Raw genomic sequence first — 23965 nt, 5'->3', positions numbered from 1 at the left:
CCGCACGAGAGGCAGCGCCACCTGTGACTGCGATTCCCCGGGGACGAACCCGTAAGGCCGCGTTGGCGAGGGCCGTGTGCGCGCTCTTCGTGGCGGGGGCAGGGGTGACGGGGTGCGGCGGTGAGGACCCGGACGCGGGGACGAACGGGGTCGGGAAACTTCCGCCCGCGAAGATCCAGAGCCGAACGCAGTCGGCCGCGGAGGCCGCCGGGACGGTACGGCTGTCCGGGGCCGTGGTCAGCAACAAACGCACCTACAAGCTGGACATGCAGCTCAAGAAGGACGGCGGTACGGGGTCGGTCACCTCGGACGGCGTGACGTTCCGCCTGCTGCGGGTGGACGAGCACCTGTTCATCAAGGCCGACGCGGACTTCTGGAACCACCAGGACGGCAAGAGCGACGACAGTACGTCGGACACGGCTGCGGCGGGCAAGCTTGAGGGGATGTACGTGAAGGTTCCGAAGGGGGACCCCGCGTACCAGCAGCTCAGTGTCTTCACCGACAAGGACGTGCTGCTGGACGGGCTGCTGTCCCTGCAGGGTGAGCTGGCGACGGACGGCCACCATGAACTCAACGGCGTCCGTACGATCCGGCTCACCAGTGACGAGGGGTCCGGGGGGCGGATCGACGTCTCCCTCGAAGGGAAGCCGTATCCACTGCTCCTGGTCCGGGCCGGGGACGCGGGGACGATCCGTCTGACGGACTGGGGCCGCGACTTCGTGTTGCGGGCCCCGGACAAGGCGGACACGGTCGACTACGGCCAGCAGCTCCCGTCGTCCTGACGCGACCCACCCACGACCGTCTGCGGCCCCGGTGGGGGTCGCCCGCGCAGTTCCCCGCGCCCCTCAAAGACAAAAGATTGCGCCGTTCCCCGCGCCCCTTGGGGGCTGGAGGTCGGCGGTCGGGTGCGGGGAACTGCGCGGGTGACCCCCACCGGGGCCGCAGGTGATATTCGACCCGCGGAGCACTCAGGAACGCCGACGGCGACGGAAGAGCAGGTGTGGCAAAGCCGCCGGCACCGGCAACCGCGTAGTCGCCGACGTAGGCACAGGCGGTGCCGCCAACGACCCCGAAGGCAAAGACGCAGTCGACCCCGTCGGCGCCAGCCGTACAACCCGGCACTCGCGAGCCCACCGCTCCGTCATCGCCTCACCGTCGGGCGCGTTCAACCGCTTCCCCTTCAGCTCGCCGACGGCAACCCCCCACTCCTCGGACCCCGGAGCCAGCTCCGCCACGGACGCAGTCCAGGACACCAGCCGCCCGCCCTTGTCCTTGCTGCGGACCGTGACGGCCGCCTCCCGCCCGTCCACGAGCCCGGGCAGCGGCTGCTCACCGGGCCCGTCCCCGACCACGTACACCGCCCCGTCGTGCCACACGTGCCACAGCGGGCGGGTCGGCGCGCCGACGTCCTGGGGATCCAGCGTCGGGACAGAGGCGCCCCGTACCCAGATGAGTCCGGACTTCTTCGTGGCCTCCTCGACGAGGGCCTGTTCGGCAAGAGCCTGATCCGTCATGGGGGCCACCCTAGCGCCGCCCTCGCAGGGCCCCTCAGAGCCAGCCGTTGCGCTTGAGCGTGCGGTGGATCCCCAGGCAGAGCACCACCGTGATGCCCATGATCGAGGGGTACCCGTACCGCCAGTGCAGCTCCGGCATGTGCTCGAAGTTCATGCCGTACACCCCGCACACCATCGTCGGCACGGCGATGATCGCGGCCCAGGACGTGATCTTGCGCATGTCCTCGTTCTGCGCGACGGACGCCTGCGCGAGGTTGGCCTGCAGGATCGAGTTGAGCAGCTCGTCGAAGGCGACGACCTGCTCGTGCACCCGCGCCAGGTGGTCGGCGACATCCCGGAAGTACTTCTGGATGTCGGGGTCGACCAGCCGCATGGGCCGCTCGCTCAGCAGCTGCATGGGCCGCAGCAGCGGCGACACCGCACGCTTGAACTCCAGTACCTCACGCTTGAGCTGGTAGATCCGCGCCGAGTCGACACCGCGCGACACCCCGCCCCGGCGGCCGGGCGAGAACACCTCGGTCTCGACGTCGTCGATGTCGTCCTGCATGGCGTCCGCGACCGCGATGTAGCCGTCCACGACATGGTCGGCGATGGAGTGCAGCACGGCGGAGGGCCCTTTGGCGAGCAGTTCCGGGTCGTCCTGCAGCCGGTGCCGCAGCGCCCGCAGCGAGCCCTGCCCTCCGTGCCGCACGGTGATGAAGAAGTCCCGCCCGGTGAAGCACATCACCTCGCCGGTCTCCACGACTTCGCTGGTGGCGGTGAGTTCGTCGTGCTCGACGTAGTGGATGGTCTTGAAGACGGCGAACAGCGTGTCGTCGTACCGCTCTAGCTTGGGCCGCTGGTGGGCGTGGACGGCGTCCTCGACGGCGAGCGGGTGCAGCCCGAACTCGGCTGCCACGCCCGCGAATTCGTCCTCGGTGGGCTCGTGCAGGCCGATCCACGCGAATCCGCCGTCGCGCCGCACCTGACGGATCGCCGTGCGCGGTGTGAGGCTGTCGTCGGACGGGAGGCGGACGCCGTCGCGGTAGACCGCGCAGTCCACGACGGCCGAACTCTCCGCGGCCGAGCGGGTGGTGTCGTACGCGCCGCCGTCCTTGCGGAGCGAGGGGCGGACCGCGGCACGCAGGTTGTGGATCATCGACATGGGTGGCTCCTTCGCGAACGAAGGCCGCCGACGACGGCTGGAACTGCCCGGAATGGGGACGTCCTGACTGCGGATGTTTGGCACGTCCACAAAGCGGGGAGCACCGCACCGTCACGGTGGCGGCTTCGCTACTGATACAGATCAGAAAAATTCAGACAGATCAGGGAAAACGAAGTGCTCTTCCGTTGTGTACCGGACCGGCCACGACGCGAGCGCGGAAAACGAGTGCGTGTGCGAGAGGTGGCAGCCGGCGGAGCGTGAGCTCGGGAAGCTGAGAGGAACTCAGCAGCCGGAAGAGCGGGTGGTACTGCCTGGTCGACTTCGATCCATGGAGCCCCACCTCCTCCGGCCGGTCCCCCGTAGGGGAGGTCCATCCCCCGTAGGGGAGTCTCATGCGTCGAGACGTGGGCCGGGACTTGAGAGCGACGCTTCTGCGTGCTGCCCCGGCCAGCGGCCAAGACTATCAGCCGACTGAAGTGTCAAGCCGTCGCTTTGCCCGCTGCTGACGAGTTCTATGCTCGGCGCATGGTTGATGTTCTTGCTCTGGTGGAAGCCCGTTTGCGTACCGCCCTGGGCGAACCGGACGCGCGCGCCGCGGTGACGTTCCTGGGTACGGACCGCGTCGAGGTGCTCCGTTTCACGGACCTGGACACTTCCGGTACGGCCCCCACCGGCATCGTCCGTTACGCCACGCTCGGCATGTCCGCCCAGCCGATGGCGGACCCCACGGCGGTCCTCGCCGACCCGGTCGCGGGCCCGCGCGCCGAACTGGTCCTGTCGGTACGGGCAGGTACCGCCGACACCGACAAGGTGCTCCGCCCTCTCGCCGTACTGGCCGCGTCCCCGCAGGTGGAGGGTCTGATGGTGGCCCCGGGCGCCTCGCTGGACGTGGGCGATCCGCTGTGGCCGGGCGCCCCCTTCACCTCCGTCCTGGTCGCCGAGCCGGGCGGCCTGGTCGAGGACCTGGAACTCGACGCACCCCTGGATCCCGTACGTTTCCTGCCGCTGCTGCCCATGACGCCGAACGAGGCCGCGTGGAAGCGGGTGCACGGCGCGGGGGCGCTCCAGGAGCGCTGGCTGGCAAGCGGAACGGACCTGCGCGATCCCGCACGCAAGTCCGTTTCCCTGGACTGACCCTCAACAGCCGACCCGGGTCGGCCAGTTGGCTATCTCACACTCCGTGAGGCCGGGAAGTGGCAGCCGGGGAGGTGAGGCCTCCTGGCCGGGGGGCGGGGCGTCAGTTCGCGAAGACGGTGACCCCGTCCTCCGCCGCGTGCCGCTCCTCCAGTTCCTCGGCCTCGTGCGTCAGCGCGTCCCGGCGTACGAGGACCACGAGCGCGCCCAGCGCCGCCGTGACCGCCGCGACCACGAACGGGATGTGGATGTCGGTCCACTCCTCGATCCTCGGCGCGAAGAAGGGCGCCGCCGCGGCGGCGAACCAGCGGACGAAGTTGTAGCCGGCGCTCGCCACCGGGCGCGGCGCGTCCGACACGCCGAGGGCGAGCTCCGTGTAGACGGTGTTGTTCACGCCGATGAAGGCACCGGAGAGGATCGTGCAGACGACGGCGGTGGTGTGACTGCCGTAGCCGAGGACGAGGACGTCGGCCGCGAGCAGCACCAGCGAGCCGCCGAGCACCTTCAGCGAGCCGAACCGGGCCTGCATGCGCGGTGCCACGAGCACCGAGAACACGGCGAGCAGCACACCCCAGGCGAAGAAGACCGCGCCCGACTTGTACGGGCTCATGTCGAGCACGAACGGGGTGAAGGCCAGCACGGTGAAGAACGTGTAGTTGTAGAAGAACGCCGAGCCCGCCACCGAGGCGAGGCCGCCGTGGCCGAGAGCCTTGACCGGGTCGAGCAGGCCCGTCTTGCGCGCGGGCTTCGGCTGCTCCTTCAGGAACGCGGTGATGCACAGGAACCCGATCGCCATCAGGAACGCGGTGCCGAAGAACGGGTAGCGCCAGCTGGCGTCACCGAGCAGCGCGCCCAGCAGGGGTCCGCAGGCCATGCCGAGGCCCAGGGCCGACTCGTACAGCAGGATGGCCGCCGCGCTTCCGCCGGCCGCCGCGCCGACGATGACGGCGAGGGCGGTGGAGACGAACAGGGCGTTGCCGAGTCCCCAGCCCGCGCGGAAGCCGACGAGTTCGCCGACCGAGCCGGAGGTGCCGGAGAGCCCGGCGAAGACCACGACCAGCGCGAGGCCGAGCAGCAGGGTGCGACGGCCGCCGATCCGGCTGGAGACGAAGCCCGTGACCAGCATCGCGAGTGCGGTGATCAGGAAGTACGAGGTGAAGAGCAGCGAGACCTGGCCGGCGGTGGCGTCCAGGCCCTTGGCGATGGACGGCAGGATCGGGTCGACGAGGCCGATGCCCATGAAGGCGACGACGGATGCCCCGGCGGTCGCCCAGACCGCCTTCGGCTGACGCAGGAGGCTCGTGGCCCCCGCGTCGAAGGTGTCCCCTTCGGTGGGGCCTCCCGTGCTGCTGTTCATGCCCGCTCCTTCACGCTGCTCGCGGAGAGATGCTCGTAGATGGTTGGCGTATACACATAATAAGTTAGATCGGCTAATGAATGCAAGCTACATCTAGTTTCCCCCGGTGGTGGGCCGTGGCGGGGAGGTGACAGGCGCGCGCCGGACGGGTGATCGTCCTTGACGCGACGAACGACGGGGAGGACCGTTGTGCCTTATGAGGGGCGAACCCAGTTGCCCGAAGTGTGGTGGCCGGGTCAGGGCTCCCGGCCTCTTTGCCGACTCCTGGCAGTGCGATGTGCACGGCATCGTGCATCCGCTGCAGCCCGTGATCCCGCCCAGCGTGGAAGCCCTCGGTGTCGTCGTGCACCGTGCGCGCGTACCGGTGTGGATGCCGTGGCCGCTGCCCGTCGGCTGGCTCTTCACGGGTGCGGCGTTCGCCGGCGACGACCGCAGCGGCGGTCGCGCGACCGCCGTCGCCTGCTCGGGGCCCGGACCGCTCGGCGGATTCGGGGAGCTGATGCTCGTCGCCGAGGAACTGGGCGTCGGTCTCGGCGCGCGGTACGCGGGCATCGAGGGGCTCGACCCGGGCCCGTACATGAACGTCGACAAGCCCCCTCAGGTGAAGGTGCTGGCCGCGGGGCGGCCGACGCCGCTCTGGCACGTCCCCGTGGCGCCCGGCGACCGTGCCGTCTTCGCCGGTGAGGCGCTCGGACTGTGGCTGTGGGCGGTCGTGTGGCCGGAGCAGTCGGGGATGATGATGTACGACGAGCTGGTGCTGACGGATCTGCGGGACGCCGGTGCGGAGGCGGATCTGTTGCCCTGCGGGGCGTTGTCGCCGCGGATCCTGGAGCCGTAGCCCCTCCCGGGGGGCGTGGGTTGTCGGGTGCGGGGCCGGTGGGGGCTGGTCGCGCAGTTCCCCGCGCCCCTTGGGTGGTGGGGGTGGGCCCGTGTCGGCAGGTCCAGGTTCTGTAGGGGGCGACCGTCGGCGCTGGGTATGACAGGCGTTGGTTCTGAGCCCGTTATCCTTGGACCGTTCCCTTTGTCCTGGTCTTGTCTGGAGTCCGTTCGTGCGCATCGATCTGCACTGCCACTCCAAGGCATCCGACGGTACGGACACCCCCGCTGAACTCGTCCGGAACGCCGCCGCGGCCGGTCTCGACGTCGTCGCGCTGACCGACCACGACACCACCCGCGGCTACGCCGAGGCCATCGCGGCCGTGCCCGCCGGGCTCACCCTCGTGACCGGCGCCGAGCTGTCCTGCCGCCTCGACGGTGTCGGCCTGCACATGCTGGCGTACCTCTTCGACCCCGAGGAGCCGGACCTGCTGCGCGAGCGCGAGCTCGTACGCGACGACCGGGTGCCCCGGGCCCAGGCGATGATCGGCAGCCTGCGCGAACTGGGCGTGCCCATCACCTGGGAGCACGTGGAGCGGATCGCCTCCGGCGGGTCCGTGGGCCGCCCGCACATCGCCACCGCGCTGGTCGAGCTGGGTGTGGTGCCGACCGTCTCGGACGCGTTCACGAGCGAGTGGCTCGCCGACGGCGGCCGGGCGCACATCCAGAAGCACGAGTCCGACCCCTTCGAGATGATCCGGCTGGTCAAGGCCGCGGGCGGCGTGACCGTCTTCGCGCACCCCGCCGCCGCCAAGCGGGGCCGGACCGTACCGGAGTCCGCGATCGCCGAGCTGGCCGCGGCCGGGCTCGACGGCATCGAGGTCGACCACATGGACCACGACGCGGCCACCCGGGCCCGGCTGCGCGGACTCGCGGGCGAACTGGGACTGCTGACCACCGGTTCGAGCGACTACCACGGCCACCGCAAGGCGTGCGAACTCGGCGAGTACACGACGGACCCCGAGATCTACGCCGAGATCACCCGCCGTGCGACGGGCGCGTTTCCCGTCCCGGGCACGGGCGGACCGACGGGCGCGTTCCCCGTCCCGGGCGCGGGTGGACCGACGAGCGCCTAGCTCCCGGCAACCGCTGCCGGACCCGCTCGGGCGCCCGTCCGTCGGCCGGGCGTCGTCGTATTCGCCGACGGCCCGGTAACTTGCCCCGCCTTAGGGCCCGGCTCACCGCAACTGGTCAGGGGCGCGGGGAACTGCGCGACCAGCCACGACGCACCCGCACCCGGCACACTCACGTGCACCCCCACTCACCTCACCCCCCTCAACACCCAGCAAGGCTCAACTGCTCATGTTCGACCTCGCCGTCTTCGGCTCCCTCTTCCTCACCCTCTTCGTCATCATGGATCCCCCGGGGATCACCCCGATCTTCCTCGCGCTCACCTCCGGCCGCCCCGCCAAGGTGCAGAAGCGCATGGCCCTCCAGGCCGTCTGCGTCGCCGGCGGCGTCATCACCGTCTTCGGCCTGCTCGGGCACCAGATCCTGAACTACCTGCACGTGTCGGTCCCCGCCCTGATGATCGCCGGCGGCCTCCTGCTCCTGCTCATCGCGCTCGACCTGCTCACCGGCAAGACCGACGAGCCCAAGCAGACCAAGGACGTCAACGTCGCCCTCGTACCCCTGGGCATGCCGTTGCTCGCGGGCCCCGGCGCGATCGTGTCCGTCATCCTCGCCGTGCAGAAGGCCGACAGCGTGACGACCCAGGTCTCGGTGTGGACGGCGATCCTCGCCATCCACGTTGTGCTGTGGATCGTGATGCGGTACTCGCTGCTGATCATCCGGGTCATCAAGGACGGCGGAGTCGTGCTCGTGACGCGCCTCGCGGGCATGATGCTCTCCGCGATCGCCGTGCAGCAGATCATCAACGGCGTCACCCAGGTCGTCCGGAACAGCTGACGTGCGGCTGGGAGGGGCGTGACCGAACGCGAAACCCCCGCCCGGCATCGTGCCGGACGGGGGTTTCGAAGACTGTCTGTGAAGACTGTCGAACAACCGCTGTTATGAGGCCGAGGTGTCGGCCGGGCGGATCCAGAGGCGCTGCCCGATGGCGGCGGCCTGCTGAACGATCCGGTTGACGGAGGCGGCGTCCACGACGGTGCTGTCCACGGGCGTGCCGTCGACGTCGTCGAGTCGCATGATTTCGAAGCGCAAGGGCTTCTCCCTTCGTCTGGTCATCCTCCTGAAGGAGAACTACTGGTGAGGTGGGTGAGCGGGTCATCTGTGTCCCGCGTTCCCATAGGAGTCAACGGGATGTTTGTTACGAACATTCCCTACGCTAAAGAAAACTTTCGAACGTCTAATTACTTGTGAGTATCGGGACCACCTGTGTACACACAGTGACGTCCTGCGACAATGAGGCGCATATGAATGACGACTTCGCGGCAGCCGACGACCCCGACGACCCCGAGGGCTCCGACGACTTCGCCGCTCTCGCCGCGCGCATCGACCGCTCCAACGAGCTGCTGCAGCGCATGCTGGCCGAGGTGGCGAAGACGCCGTCGACGCACGCGATCTTCGTCGACGCCGGGTACCTCTACGCGGCCGCGGGACGGCTCGTGGCCGGCACTGAGGACCGCCGGGCCTTCGAGCTGGACGCCGAGGGACTCATCGACGCGCTCATCGACCGGGCGCGCACGATCTTCGCGGACAGCAGGCTGCTGCGCGTCTACTGGTACGACGGGGCGCGGCGCCGCATCCACACCGCGGAGCAGCAGTCCATCGCCGAGCTGCCCGACGTCAAGGTCCGGCTCGGCAACCTCAACGCCAACAACCAGCAGAAGGGCGTCGACTCCCTGATCCGTTCCGACCTGGAGTCACTGGCCCGGCACCGCGCCATCAGCGACGCGGCGCTCATCGGCGGCGACGAGGACCTGGTCTCGGCCGTGGAGGCGGCGCAGGGGTACGGAGCCAGGGTCCACCTCTGGGGCATCGAGGCCCCGGAGGGCCGCAACCAGGCGGAGCCGCTGCTCTGGGAGGTCGACAGCCAGCGCACGTTCGACCTCGACTTCTTCAAGCCGTACGTGGCCCGGCGCACGACCGCCTCCTACGAGACGTCGGCGGTGGCCCGCCCGAGCCGGGAGGACGTGCGGTTCGTGGGGGCGCAGATCGCGGCGAAGTGGCTGGCCGCACGGGGGCGGGAGTCCCTGGCCGAGCTGCTGCCCGGTCATCCGTATCTGCCCGGGCCCGTCGACCAGGAGCTGCTCGTGGAGTCCGAGGGGCTGTTGCAGTACTCGCTGCGCGGGCAGGCGGATCTGCGGCGGGCGTTGCGGGACGGGTTCTGGGAGCACCTGCAGGGCCAGTACTGAGGGGTCCGCCGCAGGGCCCCGTAAGGGGCGCGGGGAACTGCGCGACCAGCCCCCACCGGGCCCGCAGGTCACTCACCGCGCCCGCGGAGTGGGCCCTCCTGACCCAGGCTGTCCCAGAAAGCGGCCAGCGCCTTCGCCGTCTCCAGAGGGCGGTCCGCGTTCGGGGAGTGCTCGGCTCCGTGGACGATCGTGCGGTGTGCCTCCAGGCGTATCGCCATGTCGTCGAGGAGCGGGACCGGCCACGTGTCGTCGCTCTCGCCCGACAGGACGTGCACGGGCAGGCGCAGGGCCGCCAGTTCGGCCACGCGGTCGGACTCCTCGCACAGCTGCCGCCCCGCCGCGGTGAGCTGAGCAGGGCTGTTGCCCAGCCAGCGTCGTCTGAGGTCCTGCTGGTCGTCCAAGCCGGCGTCCAGTTCGCCCTCGGCGTCCTCCGGCGGGTCCAGCGCCCGGATCGCCTCCCACACCTGCGCCATGTCCATCACGGCCAGCGCGTCCCGCAGCAGCTTCACCCGCTGCTGCTGACCGGGGGAGATCTCCGCGGGCCCGGAGGACACCAGGGTGAGGGACCGGAAGCGGGCCGGTGCCAGGAGAACGGCCGCGCGGGCGACCTGTCCGCCGAACGAATGGCCCAGGAGATGGAACCGCTCCTCGGAGCCGCCGGAGCCGCCGGAGCCGCCGGAGCCGCCGGAGCCGCCGGAAACGCCGGAAACGATGCCGGAGCCGGCTGCGAGCGCGTCGAGTTGCGCGAGCACGTCCAGTGCCAACTCGCCCTGTGCGTAAGGGGTTTCGTCGTCGCGGGGGCCCGGTGACTCGTACTGGCCCCGGCCGTCCACCGCGACGGTCCGGTAGCCGGCCGCCGCCAGGGGTTCGTGCAGGGAGATGAAGTCCTCCTTGCTGCCGGTGAACCCCGGCAGCAGCAGCACGGTTCCCTTCGCGGGGCTGCCCGCGTCGATCACGGCGAACTCCCCGCGCGCGGTGCCGAGGCGGTACGCGCGGGCTCCGGAGGGCGGGACGAAGGTGAAGGGCCTGCTCATGAGAAGGAGGCTATCCGGGCAGCCCGACGGGCGGCATACCGGGCGGCATACCGAGCGGCCTACCGGGCGATGGCACCGCGCTGCTTTCGCGGGAACGCCGACGGCCCGGCCCCCACGAGGGGAGCCGGGCCGTCCGGGTGCGGAACTCAGCCCTCCGTGGGCTCGACGGCCGCAGCGGCCTTGCGCGTCCGGCGACGCGGCTTGGTCTCGGACGCGACCTCGGTCGCGGCCGACTCCGTGACCGCGTCCGTCACCACGTCGCCGGCGGTCGCCTTGGCGGCCGTCTTGCGGGTGCGGCGCGGCTTGACCGGCGCCTCGGCGGCGTCCGCCACGGCCTCGGTGGCCTGGGCCGGGATGTCGGCCTCGGCGACCGCGGCCTTACGGGTGCGGCGGCGGGGCTTCGCCTCGGTGGCCTCGGCCGTGTCCACGGTGCTCTCCGCCGCCTCCACGGGCGCGGCGGCCTTGCGGGTGCGACGCGGCTTGGTGACCGCGGCCGCCGGTGCCTCGACCGACGCGCCTTCGGCGGTGTCCACCGCGGTCTCGGCGGCGACGGCGGCCTTGCGCGTACGCCGACGCGGCTTGGCCTCCTCGACGGGCGCCTCCTCCACCGGGGCAACCGGGGCGACGGGAGCCGTCTCGGTGGTCGCGGCGGCCTTGCGGGTGCGGCGGCGCGGCTTGGCCTCGGGCTCCTCGGTCGCCTGCGCCGGGATACCGGCCTCGGCGACCGCGGTGACCTCGGCGGTCTCGGCGGTCTCGGTGGCCACGGCGGCCTTACGGGTCCGGCGGCGCGGCTTGGCCTCAGCGGCCTCCGCGGTGTCGAGGACCGTCTCGGCGGCGGGTGTGGCCGCGACCTTGCGGGTGCGGCGCGGCTTGGCCTCGACGGCCTCGACCGGGTCGGCCACGGCTTCCACCGCGGTCACGGCTGCCTCGGCGACCGTGGCCGAGGCCTTACGGGTGCGGCGGCGGGGCTTGGTCACCACGGCCTCGGCCGCCTCGACGGCCTCGGTCTCGACGGTCGGCTCGGCCTTGGGAGCCTCCTCGAAGACGGTGATGTCGGGGACGACGGTGACCTCGGGCTGTGCGGCCTCCGCCGTACGACGCGTGCGACGGCGGCGCGGCTTGGCCTCGGCGTCCGCCACCGGCTCGGCGACGGGCGCGACGGCCGGTACGGCAGCCGGTACGAGGGCCGGCTCGGGGATCTCGACAGCCGTGCCCTCGGCCGTGGTGACCGCGTTCGCGGCTGCCTCCGACCCGCTCGCGGCACGCGTACGACGACGCCGGCGGGCGCTGCGCGACTCCGTCGCCTGGCCCGGCTCGGTGCTGTCGGCCACGGCCTCCGGCGCGGACTGCGCTGCCGTCTGCGACGTGTTCTGCGACGTGTTCTGCGGCTCCGCGGCGTCGAGCGCCGTGCCGTTGCGCGTACGTCGACGGCGGCGCGGGGTGCGCTCCGAACGGTCACGATCACGGTCGCGACCGCGATCCCGGTCGCGCTCGGCGACCGGGGCCGGACCGGCCGCGGGACGGCCACCACGGCCACCGCGTGCGCCACGACCACCGGTCTCGCCGAGGTCCTCGACGACCTCGGCCGACAGACCGGCACGGGTGCGCTCGGAACGCGGCAGGACACCCTTGGTGCCGGCCGGGATGTTCAGCTCCTCGAAGAGGTGCGCGGACGTGGAGTACGTCTCCGGCGGGTCCGGGAAGCCGAGGTCCAGCGCCTTGTTGATCAGCTGCCAGCGCGGGATGTCGTCCCAGTCGACGAGCGTGACGGCGATGCCCTTGGCGCCCGCGCGGCCCGTACGGCCGATGCGGTGCAGGTACGTCTTCTCGTCCTCGGGGGACTGGTAGTTGATGACGTGCGTCACGCCCTCGACGTCGATGCCGCGCGCGGCCACGTCGGTGCAGACGAGCACGTCGACCTTGCCGTTGCGGAACGCGCGCAGCGCCTGCTCGCGGGCGCCCTGGCCGAGGTCGCCGTGGACCGCGCCGGAGGCGAACCCGCGCTGCTGCAGCTGGTCGGCCAGGTCGGCCGCCGTGCGCTTCGTACGGCAGAAGACCATAGCGAGACCGCGGCCGTCGGCCTGCAGTATCCGCGAGACCAGCTCGGGCTTGTCCATGTTGTGCGCGCGGTAGATGAACTGCGCGGTGTTCCTGACGGTCGCGCCCGCGTCGTCCGGCTCCGAGGCGCGGATGTGCGTGGGCTGCGACATGTAGCGGCGCGCGAGACCGATGACCGCGCCCGGCATGGTCGCCGAGAACAGCATCGTCTGACGGCGGACCGGCAGCATGTTCATGATCTTCTCGACGTCGGGCAGGAAGCCCAGGTCGAGCATCTCGTCGGCCTCGTCGAGGACGAGGGCGCGCACGTGCTTGAGGTTGAGCTTCTTCTGGCCCGCGAGGTCGAGGAGCCGGCCCGGGGTGCCGACGACGACGTCGATGCCCTTCTTGAGGGCCTCGACCTGCGGCTCGTACGCCCGGCCGCCGTAGATGGCGAGCACGCGCACGTTACGGACCTTGCCGGCCGTCAGCAGGTCGTTGGTGACCTGGGTGCACAGCTCGCGCGTCGGGACGACGACGAGGGCCTGCGGGGCGTCGGTGAGCTGCTCGGGCTGCGCCCGGCCCGCCTCGACGTCCGCGGGGACGGTCACCCGCTCAAGGAGCGGGAGACCGAAGCCCAGCGTCTTGCCGGTGCCGGTCTTGGCCTGGCCGATGACGTCGTTGCCCGCGAGGGCGACGGGGAGCGTCATCTCCTGGATGGGAAAGGGACTCGTGATGCCGACGGCCTCAAGGGCCTCGGCAGTCTCGGGAAGGATCCCGAGGTCTCGGAAAGTAGTCAGGGTGCTGCCTCTTCTGTGTACGCGGTGCGAGGCGAGCGCGGGGGTCGTGTCGGGGACCGTGCCGGGGACGTCGGCCGCTATTGACCAGCGGCCGGGGTGGCATGGGACCACTGCCGACGCTCAAGCGTTCGTACCGCTGAGGGTCCCTCCGGATGCCGTACGCACTGTGTCGTACGGGCTGAGAGGGCTGTCGGGTCGGAGCCGATCGGGCCACCGACCGGGCATCCTCATTCGTGCGGACCCGCCGGGTTACGTAGATCAACTCAGCGAGCGCATTACCACCATACCCCGGATCCGCGCATATGCGATGGCCGATTTGGTCACGTAGTCGTCGTCACACTGATTGACCAGGGCCTTACGCCGTGCGGCGAGCGGGCTATTGTGCGCTTCATGACGACGCCTGCCAAACCTTCCGACGCACCCGCCGAACCCACCGGAGTCGCCGCCCAGGACTGGGCCACGGCCTCCGTGGACCCCCAGTACCGTGCCGCGGTCGTGGATCTGATCGGCGCGCTCGCGTACGGGGAGCTGGCGGCGTTCGAGCGGCTCGCGGAGGACGCGAAACTGGCGCCGACGCTCGGGGACAAGGCGGAGTTGGCGAAGATGGCCTCGGCCGAGTTCCACCACTTCGAGCAGTTGCGGGCCCGGCTGACCGAGATCGGGGCGGAGCCGACGCAGGCGATGGAGCCGTTCGTCGCCGCGCTCGACGGGTTCCACAAGCAGACCGCGCCGTCCGACTGGCTGGAAGGCCTCGTGAAGGCGTACGTCGGCGACTCGATCGCCAGTGACTTCTACCGGGAGGTCGCGGCGCGGCTCGACGCCGATACGCGCAAGCTCGTGCTGGCCGTCCTCGACGACACGGGGCACGCGTCGTTCGCCATCGAGAAGGTGCGGGCCGCCATCGACGCGGATCCGCGTGTGGGCGGGCGGCTCGCGCTGTGGGCGCGGCGGCTGATGGGGGAGGCGCTGTCGCAGTCCCAGCGGGTGGTCGCCGACCGGGACGCGCTGTCGACGATGCTCGTCGGCGGGGTCGCGGACGGGTTCGATCTCGCGGAGGTGGGGCGGATGTTCTCGCGGATCACCGAGGCGCACACGAAGAGGATGGCTGCGCTGGGGCTGGCCGCCTGAGCTTTGAGTGGTGACGGTTCGTCGTCGCCGCGGGTCCGTGGGGGCCGGTCGCGCCGTTCCCCGCGCCCCTGAAAGGCCCATCGGGCCTGTTGTGTTCGGCTGCGGCTCGGTGGGGGCCCGTCGCGCCGTTCCCCGCGCCCCTCGGAGGCGGGGCTGCGCCCGCGCCTCCTCAGCTGTCGTCCGGGCTGTTGCTCAGACCGTCGCCCCGTGGTGGTGACGGAGTCTTCCCGCGGGGCGCAGGAGCAGGGAGAGGGAGGCCGCGGCCACCGCTGCGGCGCCCAGCATCACCGGCAGGAAGCCGACGGATCCCAGCGCGGTGTGGGTCAGAAAGGCGCCGAAGAGGCTGCCCGCGATGCCCGTCGGGAGGACGATCCTGCGGACCGGCAGGCGGTGCGGCAGGCGGTATGCCGCTGCCAGGGCGAGTGCCAGACCGAGGATGGCCGAGCCGAGCGCTTCCAAGAACATGAGGGGGGTCCCTTCCGCACGGCTGTGTGCACTTCGGTCGTAGCCCGTCATACCCGTGACCTGCGGAATGCAACCCTCCCGTGTGTATGAGTTGTGCTCCGTCTGTGAAACGCGGACAAGCGGCCCGGACAGGGAGAACGGCATGAAAAAAGGGGCCCGGCGGCCATCGGCCTCCGAGCCCCTCTTCCGTGTTCTGCGGCGTCCTGCGACCTACAGCGCGCTGAAGCCCACCTTGCGGGTCGTGGGCTCACCGAGCTCCACGTAGGCGAGGCGGTCCGCCGGTACCAGGACCTTGCGGCCGTGGTCGTCCACGAGGCTGAGCAGCTGCGACTTGCCTGCCAGCGCCTCGGACACCGCGCGCTCGACCTCTTCCGGGGTCTGACCGCTCTCCAGAACGATCTCGCGGGGCGCGTGCTGCACGCCGATCTTGACCTCCACGGCTATGTCCCTCCGACGGTCACTGATGTGCGCGTGTCTCCGCGCCGTACGCAGCACACATTAGCCCGGTGAGGGGACGTACATGCTCCGCCCGAGAACGCCAGGAGCGAACACCTTGTGGGAACAAAGTGGCGGTCGGCGCGCTGATGAGCCGAGGCCGCCGCGATCAGTCGGCCGCGGCCGGCCCACCGCGGTCAGTGGTGCTCACTGCCGTGCAGGGGGAATCCCGCGATGCCCCGCCACGCCAGCGAGGTCAGCAGCTGCACCGCCTGCTCGCGCGGCACGCTGCGGTCGCTGTGCAGCCAGGAACGGGCCACCACCTGGGCGAGTCCGCCCAGACCCGAGGCGAGCAGCATGGACTCGGCCTTCGACAGGCCGGTGTCCTCCGCGATCACCTCGCAGATCGCCTCGGCGCACTCGAACGTGACCTTGTCGACCCGCTCGCGCACCGCGGGCTCGTTCGTCAGGTCCGACTCGAAGACCAGCCGGAAGGCGCCGCCCTCGTCCTCCACGTACGCGAAGTAGGCGTCCATGGTGGCCCGTACGCGCAGGCTGTTGTCCGAGGTGGACGCCAGCGCGGTCCGCACGGAGACCAGCAGTGACTCGCAGTGCTGGTCGAGCAGTGCGAGATACAGATCCAGCTTGCCGGGGAAGTGCTGGTAGAGAACCGGCTTGCTGACGCCCGCGCGTTCGGCGATGTCGTCCATCGCGGCCGAGTGATATCCCTGCGCAACGAACACTTCCTGGGCGGCGCCGAGGAGCTGGTTGCGTCGGGCACGGCGCGGCAGGCGTGTGCCCCGCGGGCGTGCCGCCTCTGTCTGCTCGATGGCTGTCACGCCGCCTCCCAAAGTCGTCCACATGCGGTGAGCGCCGCGCGGCCATCGTACTTTTCGGTAACCGTGGTGTGCGCGGTGCGAGCGGAGAATTTCACGGACCGGACGCCGGTGAAACCGTGCAGATCGCGCCATAGGGGGTCATGGCGGGCTCGTGGGGTTCCCGGTGCCGGGCCCGCGAGCGGGTGCTCATGTGTCCTGGCACGGCGGTCCGAGTGTCCCTGGCGCGGCGGTCCGGGTGTCGCGGTCCGGAGTCCGGGGGTCCGGGGGGTCCGGGCGGTCGTCGGGACCGCCCGGGGCCGGTTCACCGATAGTCGTCCTCGTCGAGTTCCACGACTCTCGCCTGTTCGGCGAGGTCTCCCTCGCTGGCGTTGTCCGGATCCGCGTCGGTCAGCGGGTCGTCCCGCCGGGGCGCGAGATCCGTCTGCTGCTCGGCGGCGTCGGCCTCGGGGGCCTCCACGTCGATCTCGGTCGCGCCGGTGTCGTCCGTGTCCTCGAATGCCTCGGGGTCGGTGGGGTCGACAGTCATGAGTCCTCTTCCCGAGCGGTGCGAGTGCGCTCTTGCGCTGGTACGAGTGCCCTCGTTCACGAAGCCTATGAGACCTGGGAGGGGGGCGCTACGCGATCCGGCTGGGCCGCGGCTTGTTCCTGTGACGGCGAACACACGATCCAGCGCGTGATCGTCTCGTAACATTGCTGCATGTCTTCGACCGAACTGCCGTCAGTGCTGGCCACCTCCGTCGCGCCGAAGGTCAGTTCCGTCAGGGTGGCGGCGGGGGAGCGGCTGCGCACGGTCGGGCTCCCCGGGATCACGCTGACGGTCCGTTCGAGGCCGCCGGCCAGAGAGGGACTGCCGCCCGCGCTGTACGTGCACGGGCTGGGCGGTTCCTCGCAGAACTGGTCGGCGCTGATGCCGCTCCTGGACGGCCTCGTGGACAGTGAGGCCCTCGACCTGCCGGGCTTCGGCGACTCGCCGCCGCCAGACGACGGCGACTACTCGGTGACCGGACACGCCCGTGCGGTCATCCGCTATCTCGACGCGGCCGAGCGCGGGCCCGTGCACCTCTTCGGGAACTCGCTGGGCGGCGCCGTCTCGACGCGAGTGGCCGCCGTACGTCCCGATCTCGTCCGCACGCTCACGCTCGTCTCCCCGGCGCTCCCCGAACTGCGGGTGCAGCGCAGCGCGGTGCCGACGGCGTTGCTCGCGCTGCCGGGGGTGGCGGCCCTGTTCACCAGTTTCACCAAGGGCTGGACCGCCGAGCAGCGGGTGAAGGGGGTCACCGCGCTCTGTTACGGGGATCCCGGCATGGTGACGCCGGAAGGGTTCCGCAACGCGGTCGAGGAGATGGAGCGGCGGCTCGCCCTTCCCTACTTCTGGGACGTCATGGCACGCTCGGCACGCGGCATCGTGAACGCGTACACGCTGGGCGGCCAGCACGGACTGTGGCGCCAGGCCGAGCGGGTGCTCGCCCCTACACTTCTCGTCTACGGAGGCCGCGATCAGCTCGTCTCGTACCGTATGGCCCAGCGCGCTGCGCGTGCGTTCAGGGACTCGCGGTTGCTGACATTGCCTGACGCGGGGCATGTGGCGATGATGGAGTACCCGGAGACCATGGCCACGGCCTTCCGCGAACTCCTCGCGGACACAGGCAAGTTGACCGACACCGGCGCTACCGGCGCGAGGAGCTGAAGCGGGACGTGGGACGTCACAGCCGGCGCGGGCCCGCCCCCAAGGGCGAGACCGCCGACCCTCCCGCTGCTCCGGCTGCCCGGCCGCAGACGGGGACCACCGGACAGGCGGCGGGGCGCCGACGGCCCCCGGGCGGGCCGCAGTCCGCGAACCCGCAGGCCTCGCAACCTGCTCGGGGCGTGCCCCGGCTGCCTGAAGGATGGGTTCCGCAAGGGCCCGGAGGCGTGCCCGGACAGGGCGGCCCGCAGGGAGCCCCGCAGGGGGGTCTGCCTGGTCAGGGTGGCCCGTCCGGACCCGGTGTTCCGCGTTCCGGCGGCCGGCCGGCCGCGGGCGGGGACCCCCGGTACGCCGGTGGGGCTCCCGCGTACGCGGACCAGTACCGGGGCGGGCCGCAGCCGGGTGGAGGGCCGCAGCAGGGCGGAGGGCCGCGGCTGCCCGACGGGACTCCGGCCCATGGATTCCCGCGGCTGCCCGACGGGACGCCCGCGCACGGGTTCCCGCGTCTCCAGGACGGCACCCCCGCCCATGGATTCCCCCGACTGCCGGACGGCACCCCGGCGCACGGGTTCCCGCGTCTCCAGGACGGGACCCCGGCTCATGGTTTTCCGCGGCTGCCCGGCGACGGCAGCGGCGGCGGTCCGGCGCAGGGCGCGCCGCTCGACACCGGCGGTACCCCGGCCCACGGCATGCCCCGCGTCCGCGGCGGTCACCCCGAACAGCGCGAGGCGGGCGGCGGCTGGGGCGCGGCGAGGACGGCCACCGGGTACGGATCCGGCGCAGGCGTAGGCGTAGGCGTACCGCAGGGGTCCCCGCAAGGGCCGTTGCGCGGTCCGGGCCAGGGCGTGCCGCGAGACCGGCCGGGAGTGCCGATCCCCGGGCAGCGTTACGGGCCCGGCGCGGCGGGAGCCGGCGGCCCGCGCCAGGCCTACGTCGACGCGTTCGGCACGGACGGAGCAAGTGGCAAGGGTGGCGACGACCAGTTCGCACCGCGTGCCGCCACACCCGCGGCGGCGGCGCTGCGCGCGGACCCCTTCGCCCCGGCCGCCGACCGGGACGAGGAGGTCGAGCACAAGACCCCGCCGCCCCGGGGGCCGAAGACACCGGACACCGCGCCGGACAAGGCCAAGGGCGGCAAGGGCCGGGCCTTCACCGGCATCGCGGCGGCGGCTGTCACCACCGTGCTCGCCGTCGTCGTGGCGGGCCAGGTCGCCGACGGCGGCAAGGACGACTCCGCGGGCACGCAGGCGGCCGGCGGCGCCGACCGGGAGGTCAAGGACTCCGCGTCGCGCACCGACAAGCGGCCCGCGCCCTCCACGAAACCGCGCGCGGTGACGCTGTCGTACGCCCAGCAGATGGCGGCGAAATACCCCCTGGACGCCAAACTCAAGGGCGGCGGGAAATTCGACGCGATCACCGGCTTCGACAAGGCGCCGGGGACCGGGCAGAAATTCACCTACCGCGTCGATGTGGAGAAATCCCTCGGCCTCGACGGAAAGGTCTTCGCGCAGGCGGTGCAGAAGACCCTGAACGACAAGCGGAGTTGGGCGCACGGCGGCGGTCGTACCTTCGAGCGGATTTCCTCCGGAAAGCCCGACTTCGTCATCACGCTCGCCAGTCCCGGCACCACCGCGTTCTGGTGCGCCAAGTCGGGTCTCGACACCACTCAGGACAATGTCTCCTGCGACTCGGCCGCCACCGACCGCGTGATGATCAACGCGTACCGCTGGGCGCAGGGCTCGGAGACATACGGGGACAAGATGTACTCGTACCGGCAGATGCTGATCAATCACGAGGTCGGGCACCGGCTCGGGTACGGGCATGTGAGCTGCAGTGTCGACGGCGGGCTCGCCCCCGTCATGCAGCAGCAGACCAAGTTCCTGAACCACGACGGGATCAAGTGCCTGCCCAACCCCTGGCCCTTCCCGTCGAGTTGAGCGGGCGTGTCGCGGGCGTGGCGCGGGGACGGCCGGGGGACGGACGGCTCACATTGACAGGCGGGGAAAGTTCGTTCATATTTTCTCGCATGTCGCCTCGTCACATCTCCGCACGCGCAGCCCTTGAGCTGGCGCTGTTCGGCGTGACCGCGCTCTGCGTGGCCGACATTCACTGTCGCTGACCCTCGCCCCTGGCGCGCGTCGGCCTTCTCTCGTCATCTCACCGGCACCAGAACAATGGTGCCGGGTGTTCTCCGGAGTGCCCTCGTACTGATGCGCCGGTGTGCCCTCGGGGCGATTTCCGCGATTACTTCCTCACGCCGTGCCCTGTTCGCGCGCGGTGCTCGCCGAATTCTCCGAGGGGTTTCCTCCCATGCGTCAATCGTCCGTCACAGCGCGCCGTCTGGCCGCCGTATCCGTCAGCCTCGCCGTGGCAGCGGGTGCAGTCGCCTGCGGGCCGGAGGACAACGATGCCAAGGCCACGTCCGGCGGCGCGGACGCCAAGCCGGCCAAGGGCGGCACCCTCACCGTCCTGAATTCCAACCCGCAGCAGGACTTCGACCCCGCCCGGCTCTACACCTCCGGCGGCGGCAACGTCCCCTCGCTCGTCTTCCGTACGCTCACCACGCGCAACCGTGAGGACGGGGCCGAGGGCGCCAAGGTCGTCCCCGACCTCGCCACGGACACCGGCAGACCCAGCAAGAACGCGACCGTGTGGACGTACACGCTGAAGAAGGGCCTCAACTACGAGGATGGCAGCGCGATCACCTCGGCCGACATCAAGTACGGCATCGAGCGGTCCTTCGCGGCCGAACTCTCCGGTGGCGCGCCCTACCTGCGGGACTGGCTGATCGGCGGGGCCGACTACCAGGGGCCCTACAAGGACAAGAAGGGCCTCGACTCCATCGAGACGCCCGACGAGCAGACCATCGTGTTCCGCCTGAACAAGCCCGAGGGCGAGTTCCCGTACCTCGCCACACAGACGCAGTTCGCGCCCGTGCCCAAGGCCAAGGACACCGGCACGAAGTACGAGGAGCACCCGGTCTCGTCCGGCCCGTACAAGGTCGTCAAGAACGAGAACGACGGCGAGCGGCTGACCCTGGAGCGCAATACGCACTGGTCCGCGTCGACGGACGCCGAGCGCAAGGCCTACCCCGACACGATCGACGTACGCTCCGGGCTCGACTCGTCCGTCATCAACCAGCGGCTGTCCTCCTCGCAGGGCGCTGACGCCGCCGCCGTGACCACCGACACGAACCTCGGACCCGCCGAACTCGCCAAGGTCAGCGGTGACAAGGAGCTGGCCGCGCGGGTCGGCACCGGGCACTTCGGCTACACGAACTACATCGCCTTCAACCCGAAGGTGAAGCCGTTCGACGACCCGAAGGTCCGCCAGGCGATCTCGTACGCCATCGACCGCAGCTCCGTGATCAACGCGGCGGGCGGGTCCTCGCTGGCCGAGGCCGCGACGACGTACCTGCCCAACCAGAAGTCCTTCGGCTACACCGCGTACGACCACTTCCCGGCCGGAAAGTCCGGCAACGCGGCCAAGGCCGAGGAACTGCTGAAGGAGGCCGGGCACGCGAAGGGCCTGACCGTCACGCTCACCCATTCCAACGCCAAGGACTTCGAGACCAGCCCCGAGATAGCGACCGCGATCCAGGACGCCCTGAAGAAGGCCGGGATCACCGTCAAGCTCCAGGGCCTGGAGGACAACGACTACAGCGACAAGATCCACAGTGCCAAGACCGAGCCCGGCTTCTTCCTCGCGCACTGGGGTGCCGACTGGCCCTCCGGCGGTCCCTTCCTGGCCCCGATCTTCGACGGCCGCCAGATCGTCAAGGACGGCGCCAACTTCAACACCGGCTTCCTCGACGACAAGTCGGTCAACGCCGAGATCGACGCCATCAACAAGCTGACCGACCTCGACGAGGCCGCCACCCGCTGGGGCGCCCTCGACAAGAAGATCGGCGAGCAGGCGCTGACCGTGCCGCTGTTCCACCCGGTCTACAAGCGGCTGTACGGCAAGGACATCAAGAACATCGTGATCAGCGACTGGACCGGGGTGCTGGACATCTCGCAGGTCTCGGTGAAGTAGCGCCGTGAGCGACGTACTTGTCGCCTCCCAGGCCCCCGGCGGAACGGACCTCTCCGTTGTGCCGGGGGCCTCGGGGGCTCGTCAGTTCTGGCGGCGGCTGCGCGCACAGCGCGCCGCCCTCGCCGCGGCGGCCGTCGTCGCCCTGCTCGTCCTGGTCGCCCTCGCCGCTCCGCTGCTCACCGCGATCGAAGGACAGGATCCGACCACGTACCACCCGGATCTGATCGATTCCGCGCGCGGCGGTGTGCCGGTCGGATCGTTCGGTGGCATGAGCGGTGACCACTGGCTCGGCGTCGAGCCGCAGACCGGCCGCGACCTGTTCGCACGGCTCGTGTACGGGGCCCGCGTCTCGCTGGGTGTCGCGCTGGCCGCGACCGTCGTGCAGATCGTCATCGGGGTGGTGGTCGGTGTCGCGGCCGCGCTCGGAACGCGCTGGGTGGACCAGTTGCTGAGCCGGTTCACCGACATCATCGTCGCCCTGCCACTGATGATCATGTCCCTCGCGCTGCTGGCGATCGTGCCGTCGGGTTTCCCGCGGCCCGTCCTGGTCGCGGGTGTCATCGGCCTGATCGCCTGGGGCAACATCGCGAAGATCGTCCGCGCGCAGACGCTCACCCTCAAGGGGCTGGACTACGTCTCCGCCGCCCGGCTCAGCGGCTGGGGCACCTGGCGGATCGCCCGGCGCGAGCTCCTGCCGGGGCTCGCGGCGCCCGTCATCACGTACGCCGCGATCCTCATCCCGCAGAACATCACCGTCGAGGCCGCCCTGTCCTTCCTCGGCGTCGGCGTGAAGCCGCCGACCCCGTCGTGGGGGCAGATGCTCACCGCCGCCGACGTCTGGTACCAGGCCGCGCCGCAGTACCTGCTGCTGCCGGCGGGCGCGCTCTTCCTGACCGTCCTCGCGCTGACCGTCCTCGGCGACGGCGTGCGCACGGCCCTCGACCCGCGCGCGGCCTCACGGCTGCGGGTGGGGACGGGGCGGAGACGGGAGACGAAGGTGGGGCAGTCGCTTGCGGCGGCGACTGAGGGGGTTGGAGGCTCTGGTGGGCCTGGTGGGCCTGGTGGGTCTGCTGGCTCCGGTGGGTCCGGTGGGTCCGGCGTGTCCGGTGGGTCCGGACGGGGAGGTGTCTCGTGAGTGGGTTCACAGGGTTCGTCCTGCGCCGGGTCGTCGGCGTCCTGATCACCCTGCTCGCCATTTCGGTGATCATCTACGTCGTCTTCTACGTCACCCCCGGCAACGTCGCCCAGATCACCTGCGGCCCGCGCTGCTCGCCCGCCCAGGTCCAGCAGGTCGCCGACCAACTGCGCCTCGACGACCCGCTGTACGTGCGCTACTGGCACTTCCTCGAAGGGCTCGTCGCCGGCCAGGACTACTCGACCGGCACCGCGGTGCAGCACTGCCCGGCGCCCTGCCTCGGGCTGTCGTACCAGAGCGACCAGCAGGTCACCCAGCTGATCCTCACGAAACTGCCGGTCAGCCTGTCGCTCGTGTTCGGGTCGATGGTGATCTGGCTGATCCTCGGCGTCGGCACCGGCGTGCTCTCGGCGTGGCGGCGCGGGCGGCTCACCGAGCGGGTGCTGACCGGCATCACGCTCGTGGGCGTGGCCACACCCGTCTTCGTCATCGGCCTGGTCCTGATGATCGTCGTCTGCGGAGAACTGGAACTTCTGCCCTTCCCGCAGTACGTGAAGCTCACCGACGACCCCGAGCAGTGGGCGTGGAACCTGCTGCTGCCCTGGCTCTCCCTCGCGCTCATCGAGGCCGCCGCGTTCGCCCGGCTGACCAGGTCGTCGATGCTGGAGACACTGGCCGAGGACCACATCCGGACCTTCCGCGCGTACGGCGTCGGCGAGCGCTCGGTCATCTGGCGGCACGCGTTGCGCGGGGCGTTCGCGCCGGTCATCGCGCTGAACGCCAACAACGTCGGATCGGCCGTCGGCGGCGCGGTCCTCACCGAGACGCTCTTCGGACTGCCCGGCATCGGAAGGGAACTGGTCCACGCCGTCGACGTCGTCGACCTCCCCGTGGTCGTCGGGATGGTCCTGGTCGTCGGCTTCTTCGTCGTCATCGCCAACGCCCTCGCGGACGTGCTCTACGCGGTGGCCGACCGACGGGTGGTACTGGCATGAGTACGGGTGGTCTTGGCATATGGGTGGTCTTGGCAT

At 70.8% G+C, this 23965-nt stretch carries 23 protein-coding genes; 13 read left to right on the top strand and 10 right to left on the bottom strand.

Annotation, left to right across the window (positions count from 1 at the left end; genetic code table 11):
- Positions 1-23: 23 nt before the first annotated feature.
- Entirely contained in the window at positions 24-782 is a 759-nt protein-coding gene (locus tag C6Y14_RS30940) for a hypothetical protein (protein ID WP_199854925.1), read from the top strand.
- 186 nt (positions 783-968) lie between these two features.
- On the opposite strand, the gene C6Y14_RS30935 is transcribed toward C6Y14_RS30940, so the two are convergent.
- Both C6Y14_RS30935 and C6Y14_RS30930 read right to left on the bottom strand, forming a co-directional pair.
- The gene (locus C6Y14_RS30935; RefSeq protein ID WP_107020175.1) at positions 969-1514 is read right to left on the bottom strand and encodes a hypothetical protein; all 546 of its coding nucleotides are present in this window, start codon (positions 1512-1514) and stop codon (positions 969-971) included.
- A 34-nt stretch (positions 1515-1548) separates the two neighbouring features.
- Entirely contained in the window at positions 1549-2658 is a 1110-nt protein-coding gene (locus tag C6Y14_RS30930) for a magnesium and cobalt transport protein CorA (RefSeq protein WP_107020174.1), read from the bottom strand.
- Between the two features lie 525 nt (positions 2659-3183).
- On the opposite strand from C6Y14_RS30930, the gene C6Y14_RS30925 reads away from it, so the two are divergent.
- On the top strand, positions 3184-3792 hold the full coding sequence (locus C6Y14_RS30925) for a suppressor of fused domain protein (protein ID WP_107020173.1): 609 nt from the start codon (positions 3184-3186) through the stop codon (positions 3790-3792).
- Positions 3793-3895: 103 nt separating this feature from the next.
- On the opposite strand, the gene C6Y14_RS30920 is transcribed toward C6Y14_RS30925, so the two are convergent.
- Positions 3896-5149, bottom strand: coding sequence for an MFS transporter (locus C6Y14_RS30920; protein WP_107020172.1), 1254 nt, complete (start codon positions 5147-5149; stop codon positions 3896-3898).
- 196 nt (positions 5150-5345) lie between these two features.
- Here C6Y14_RS30920 and C6Y14_RS30915 point away from each other — a divergent pair, with 196 nt between their 5' ends.
- The 3 genes from C6Y14_RS30915 to C6Y14_RS30905 all read left to right on the top strand — a co-directional run bounded on the left by C6Y14_RS30915 (position 5346) and on the right by C6Y14_RS30905 (position 7933).
- Positions 5346-5987: a DUF6758 family protein gene (locus tag C6Y14_RS30915; protein ID WP_107020171.1), complete on the top strand. Its 642-nt coding sequence runs from the start codon at positions 5346-5348 to the stop codon at positions 5985-5987.
- A 211-nt stretch (positions 5988-6198) separates the two neighbouring features.
- Positions 6199-7101, top strand: a complete 903-nt coding sequence (locus C6Y14_RS30910) for a PHP domain-containing protein (RefSeq protein ID WP_107020170.1) — start codon at positions 6199-6201, stop codon at positions 7099-7101.
- Between the two features lie 226 nt (positions 7102-7327).
- Positions 7328-7933, top strand: coding sequence for a MarC family protein (locus C6Y14_RS30905; protein ID WP_107020169.1), 606 nt, complete (start codon positions 7328-7330; stop codon positions 7931-7933).
- Positions 7934-8035: 102 nt separating this feature from the next.
- Here the strand turns inward: C6Y14_RS30905 and C6Y14_RS30900 are convergent, their stop codons facing one another.
- On the bottom strand, positions 8036-8188 hold the full coding sequence (locus tag C6Y14_RS30900) for a hypothetical protein (protein WP_007384531.1): 153 nt from the start codon (positions 8186-8188) through the stop codon (positions 8036-8038).
- Between the two features lie 212 nt (positions 8189-8400).
- On the opposite strand from C6Y14_RS30900, the gene C6Y14_RS30895 reads away from it, so the two are divergent.
- Positions 8401-9342, top strand: a complete 942-nt coding sequence (locus C6Y14_RS30895; RefSeq protein WP_107020168.1) for an NYN domain-containing protein — start codon at positions 8401-8403, stop codon at positions 9340-9342.
- A 68-nt stretch (positions 9343-9410) separates the two neighbouring features.
- Here C6Y14_RS30895 and C6Y14_RS30890 read toward each other — a convergent pair whose 3' ends face one another.
- Entirely contained in the window at positions 9411-10376 is a 966-nt protein-coding gene (locus tag C6Y14_RS30890) for an alpha/beta fold hydrolase (RefSeq protein WP_107020167.1), read from the bottom strand.
- A 146-nt stretch (positions 10377-10522) separates the two neighbouring features.
- On the bottom strand, positions 10523-13123 hold the full coding sequence (locus C6Y14_RS30885) for a DEAD/DEAH box helicase (RefSeq protein ID WP_225891366.1): 2601 nt from the start codon (positions 13121-13123) through the stop codon (positions 10523-10525).
- Between the two features lie 480 nt (positions 13124-13603).
- On the opposite strand from C6Y14_RS30885, the gene C6Y14_RS30880 reads away from it, so the two are divergent.
- Positions 13604-14341 carry a ferritin-like fold-containing protein gene (locus tag C6Y14_RS30880; protein WP_404828848.1) on the top strand — a complete coding sequence of 246 codons (738 nt, stop codon included), beginning with the start codon at positions 13604-13606 and terminating at the stop codon, positions 14339-14341.
- Between the two features lie 192 nt (positions 14342-14533).
- Here C6Y14_RS30880 and C6Y14_RS30875 read toward each other — a convergent pair whose 3' ends face one another.
- From C6Y14_RS30875 to C6Y14_RS30855, 4 genes are all read right to left on the bottom strand, one after another.
- The gene (locus tag C6Y14_RS30875) at positions 14534-14806 is read right to left on the bottom strand and encodes a hypothetical protein (protein ID WP_107020165.1); all 273 of its coding nucleotides are present in this window, start codon (positions 14804-14806) and stop codon (positions 14534-14536) included.
- 210 nt (positions 14807-15016) lie between these two features.
- A complete protein-coding gene (locus C6Y14_RS30870; protein WP_055610545.1) occupies positions 15017-15244 on the bottom strand; it encodes a DUF3107 domain-containing protein in 228 nt (75 codons plus the stop codon).
- Positions 15245-15438: 194 nt separating this feature from the next.
- A complete protein-coding gene (locus C6Y14_RS30865; protein ID WP_107020164.1) occupies positions 15439-16080 on the bottom strand; it encodes a TetR/AcrR family transcriptional regulator in 642 nt (213 codons plus the stop codon).
- Between the two features lie 301 nt (positions 16081-16381).
- Entirely contained in the window at positions 16382-16606 is a 225-nt protein-coding gene (locus C6Y14_RS30855; RefSeq protein WP_107020162.1) for a hypothetical protein, read from the bottom strand.
- Positions 16607-16777: 171 nt separating this feature from the next.
- On the opposite strand from C6Y14_RS30855, the gene C6Y14_RS30850 reads away from it, so the two are divergent.
- The 6 genes from C6Y14_RS30850 to C6Y14_RS30825 all read left to right on the top strand — a co-directional run bounded on the left by C6Y14_RS30850 (position 16778) and on the right by C6Y14_RS30825 (position 23929).
- On the top strand, positions 16778-17767 hold the full coding sequence (locus C6Y14_RS30850; protein ID WP_107020161.1) for an alpha/beta fold hydrolase: 990 nt from the start codon (positions 16778-16780) through the stop codon (positions 17765-17767).
- A 224-nt stretch (positions 17768-17991) separates the two neighbouring features.
- Positions 17992-19701, top strand: coding sequence for a DUF3152 domain-containing protein (locus C6Y14_RS30845; RefSeq protein ID WP_450152397.1), 1710 nt, complete (start codon positions 17992-17994; stop codon positions 19699-19701).
- 89 nt (positions 19702-19790) lie between these two features.
- A complete protein-coding gene (locus C6Y14_RS45735) occupies positions 19791-19883 on the top strand; it encodes an Ms4533A family Cys-rich leader peptide (protein WP_318658070.1) in 93 nt (30 codons plus the stop codon).
- Between the two features lie 191 nt (positions 19884-20074).
- Complete coding sequence (locus C6Y14_RS30840) at positions 20075-21799, top strand: ABC transporter substrate-binding protein (protein ID WP_107020159.1); 1725 nt, start codon at positions 20075-20077, stop codon at positions 21797-21799.
- A 4-nt stretch (positions 21800-21803) separates the two neighbouring features.
- Positions 21804-22934: an ABC transporter permease gene (locus tag C6Y14_RS30835; protein ID WP_225891365.1), complete on the top strand. Its 1131-nt coding sequence runs from the start codon at positions 21804-21806 to the stop codon at positions 22932-22934.
- Positions 22931-23929: an ABC transporter permease gene (locus tag C6Y14_RS30825; RefSeq protein WP_107020158.1), complete on the top strand. Its 999-nt coding sequence runs from the start codon at positions 22931-22933 to the stop codon at positions 23927-23929. Before C6Y14_RS30835 ends, C6Y14_RS30825 begins: the two co-directional genes overlap by 4 nt.
- Positions 23930-23965 lie beyond the last annotated feature (36 nt).

Source organism: Streptomyces dioscori, assembly GCF_003024195.1.
In the GTDB taxonomy this organism is placed as follows: Bacteria; Actinomycetota; Actinomycetes; order Streptomycetales; family Streptomycetaceae; genus Streptomyces; species Streptomyces dioscori.
This window is presented reverse-complemented; position numbering and strand designations above follow the sequence as displayed.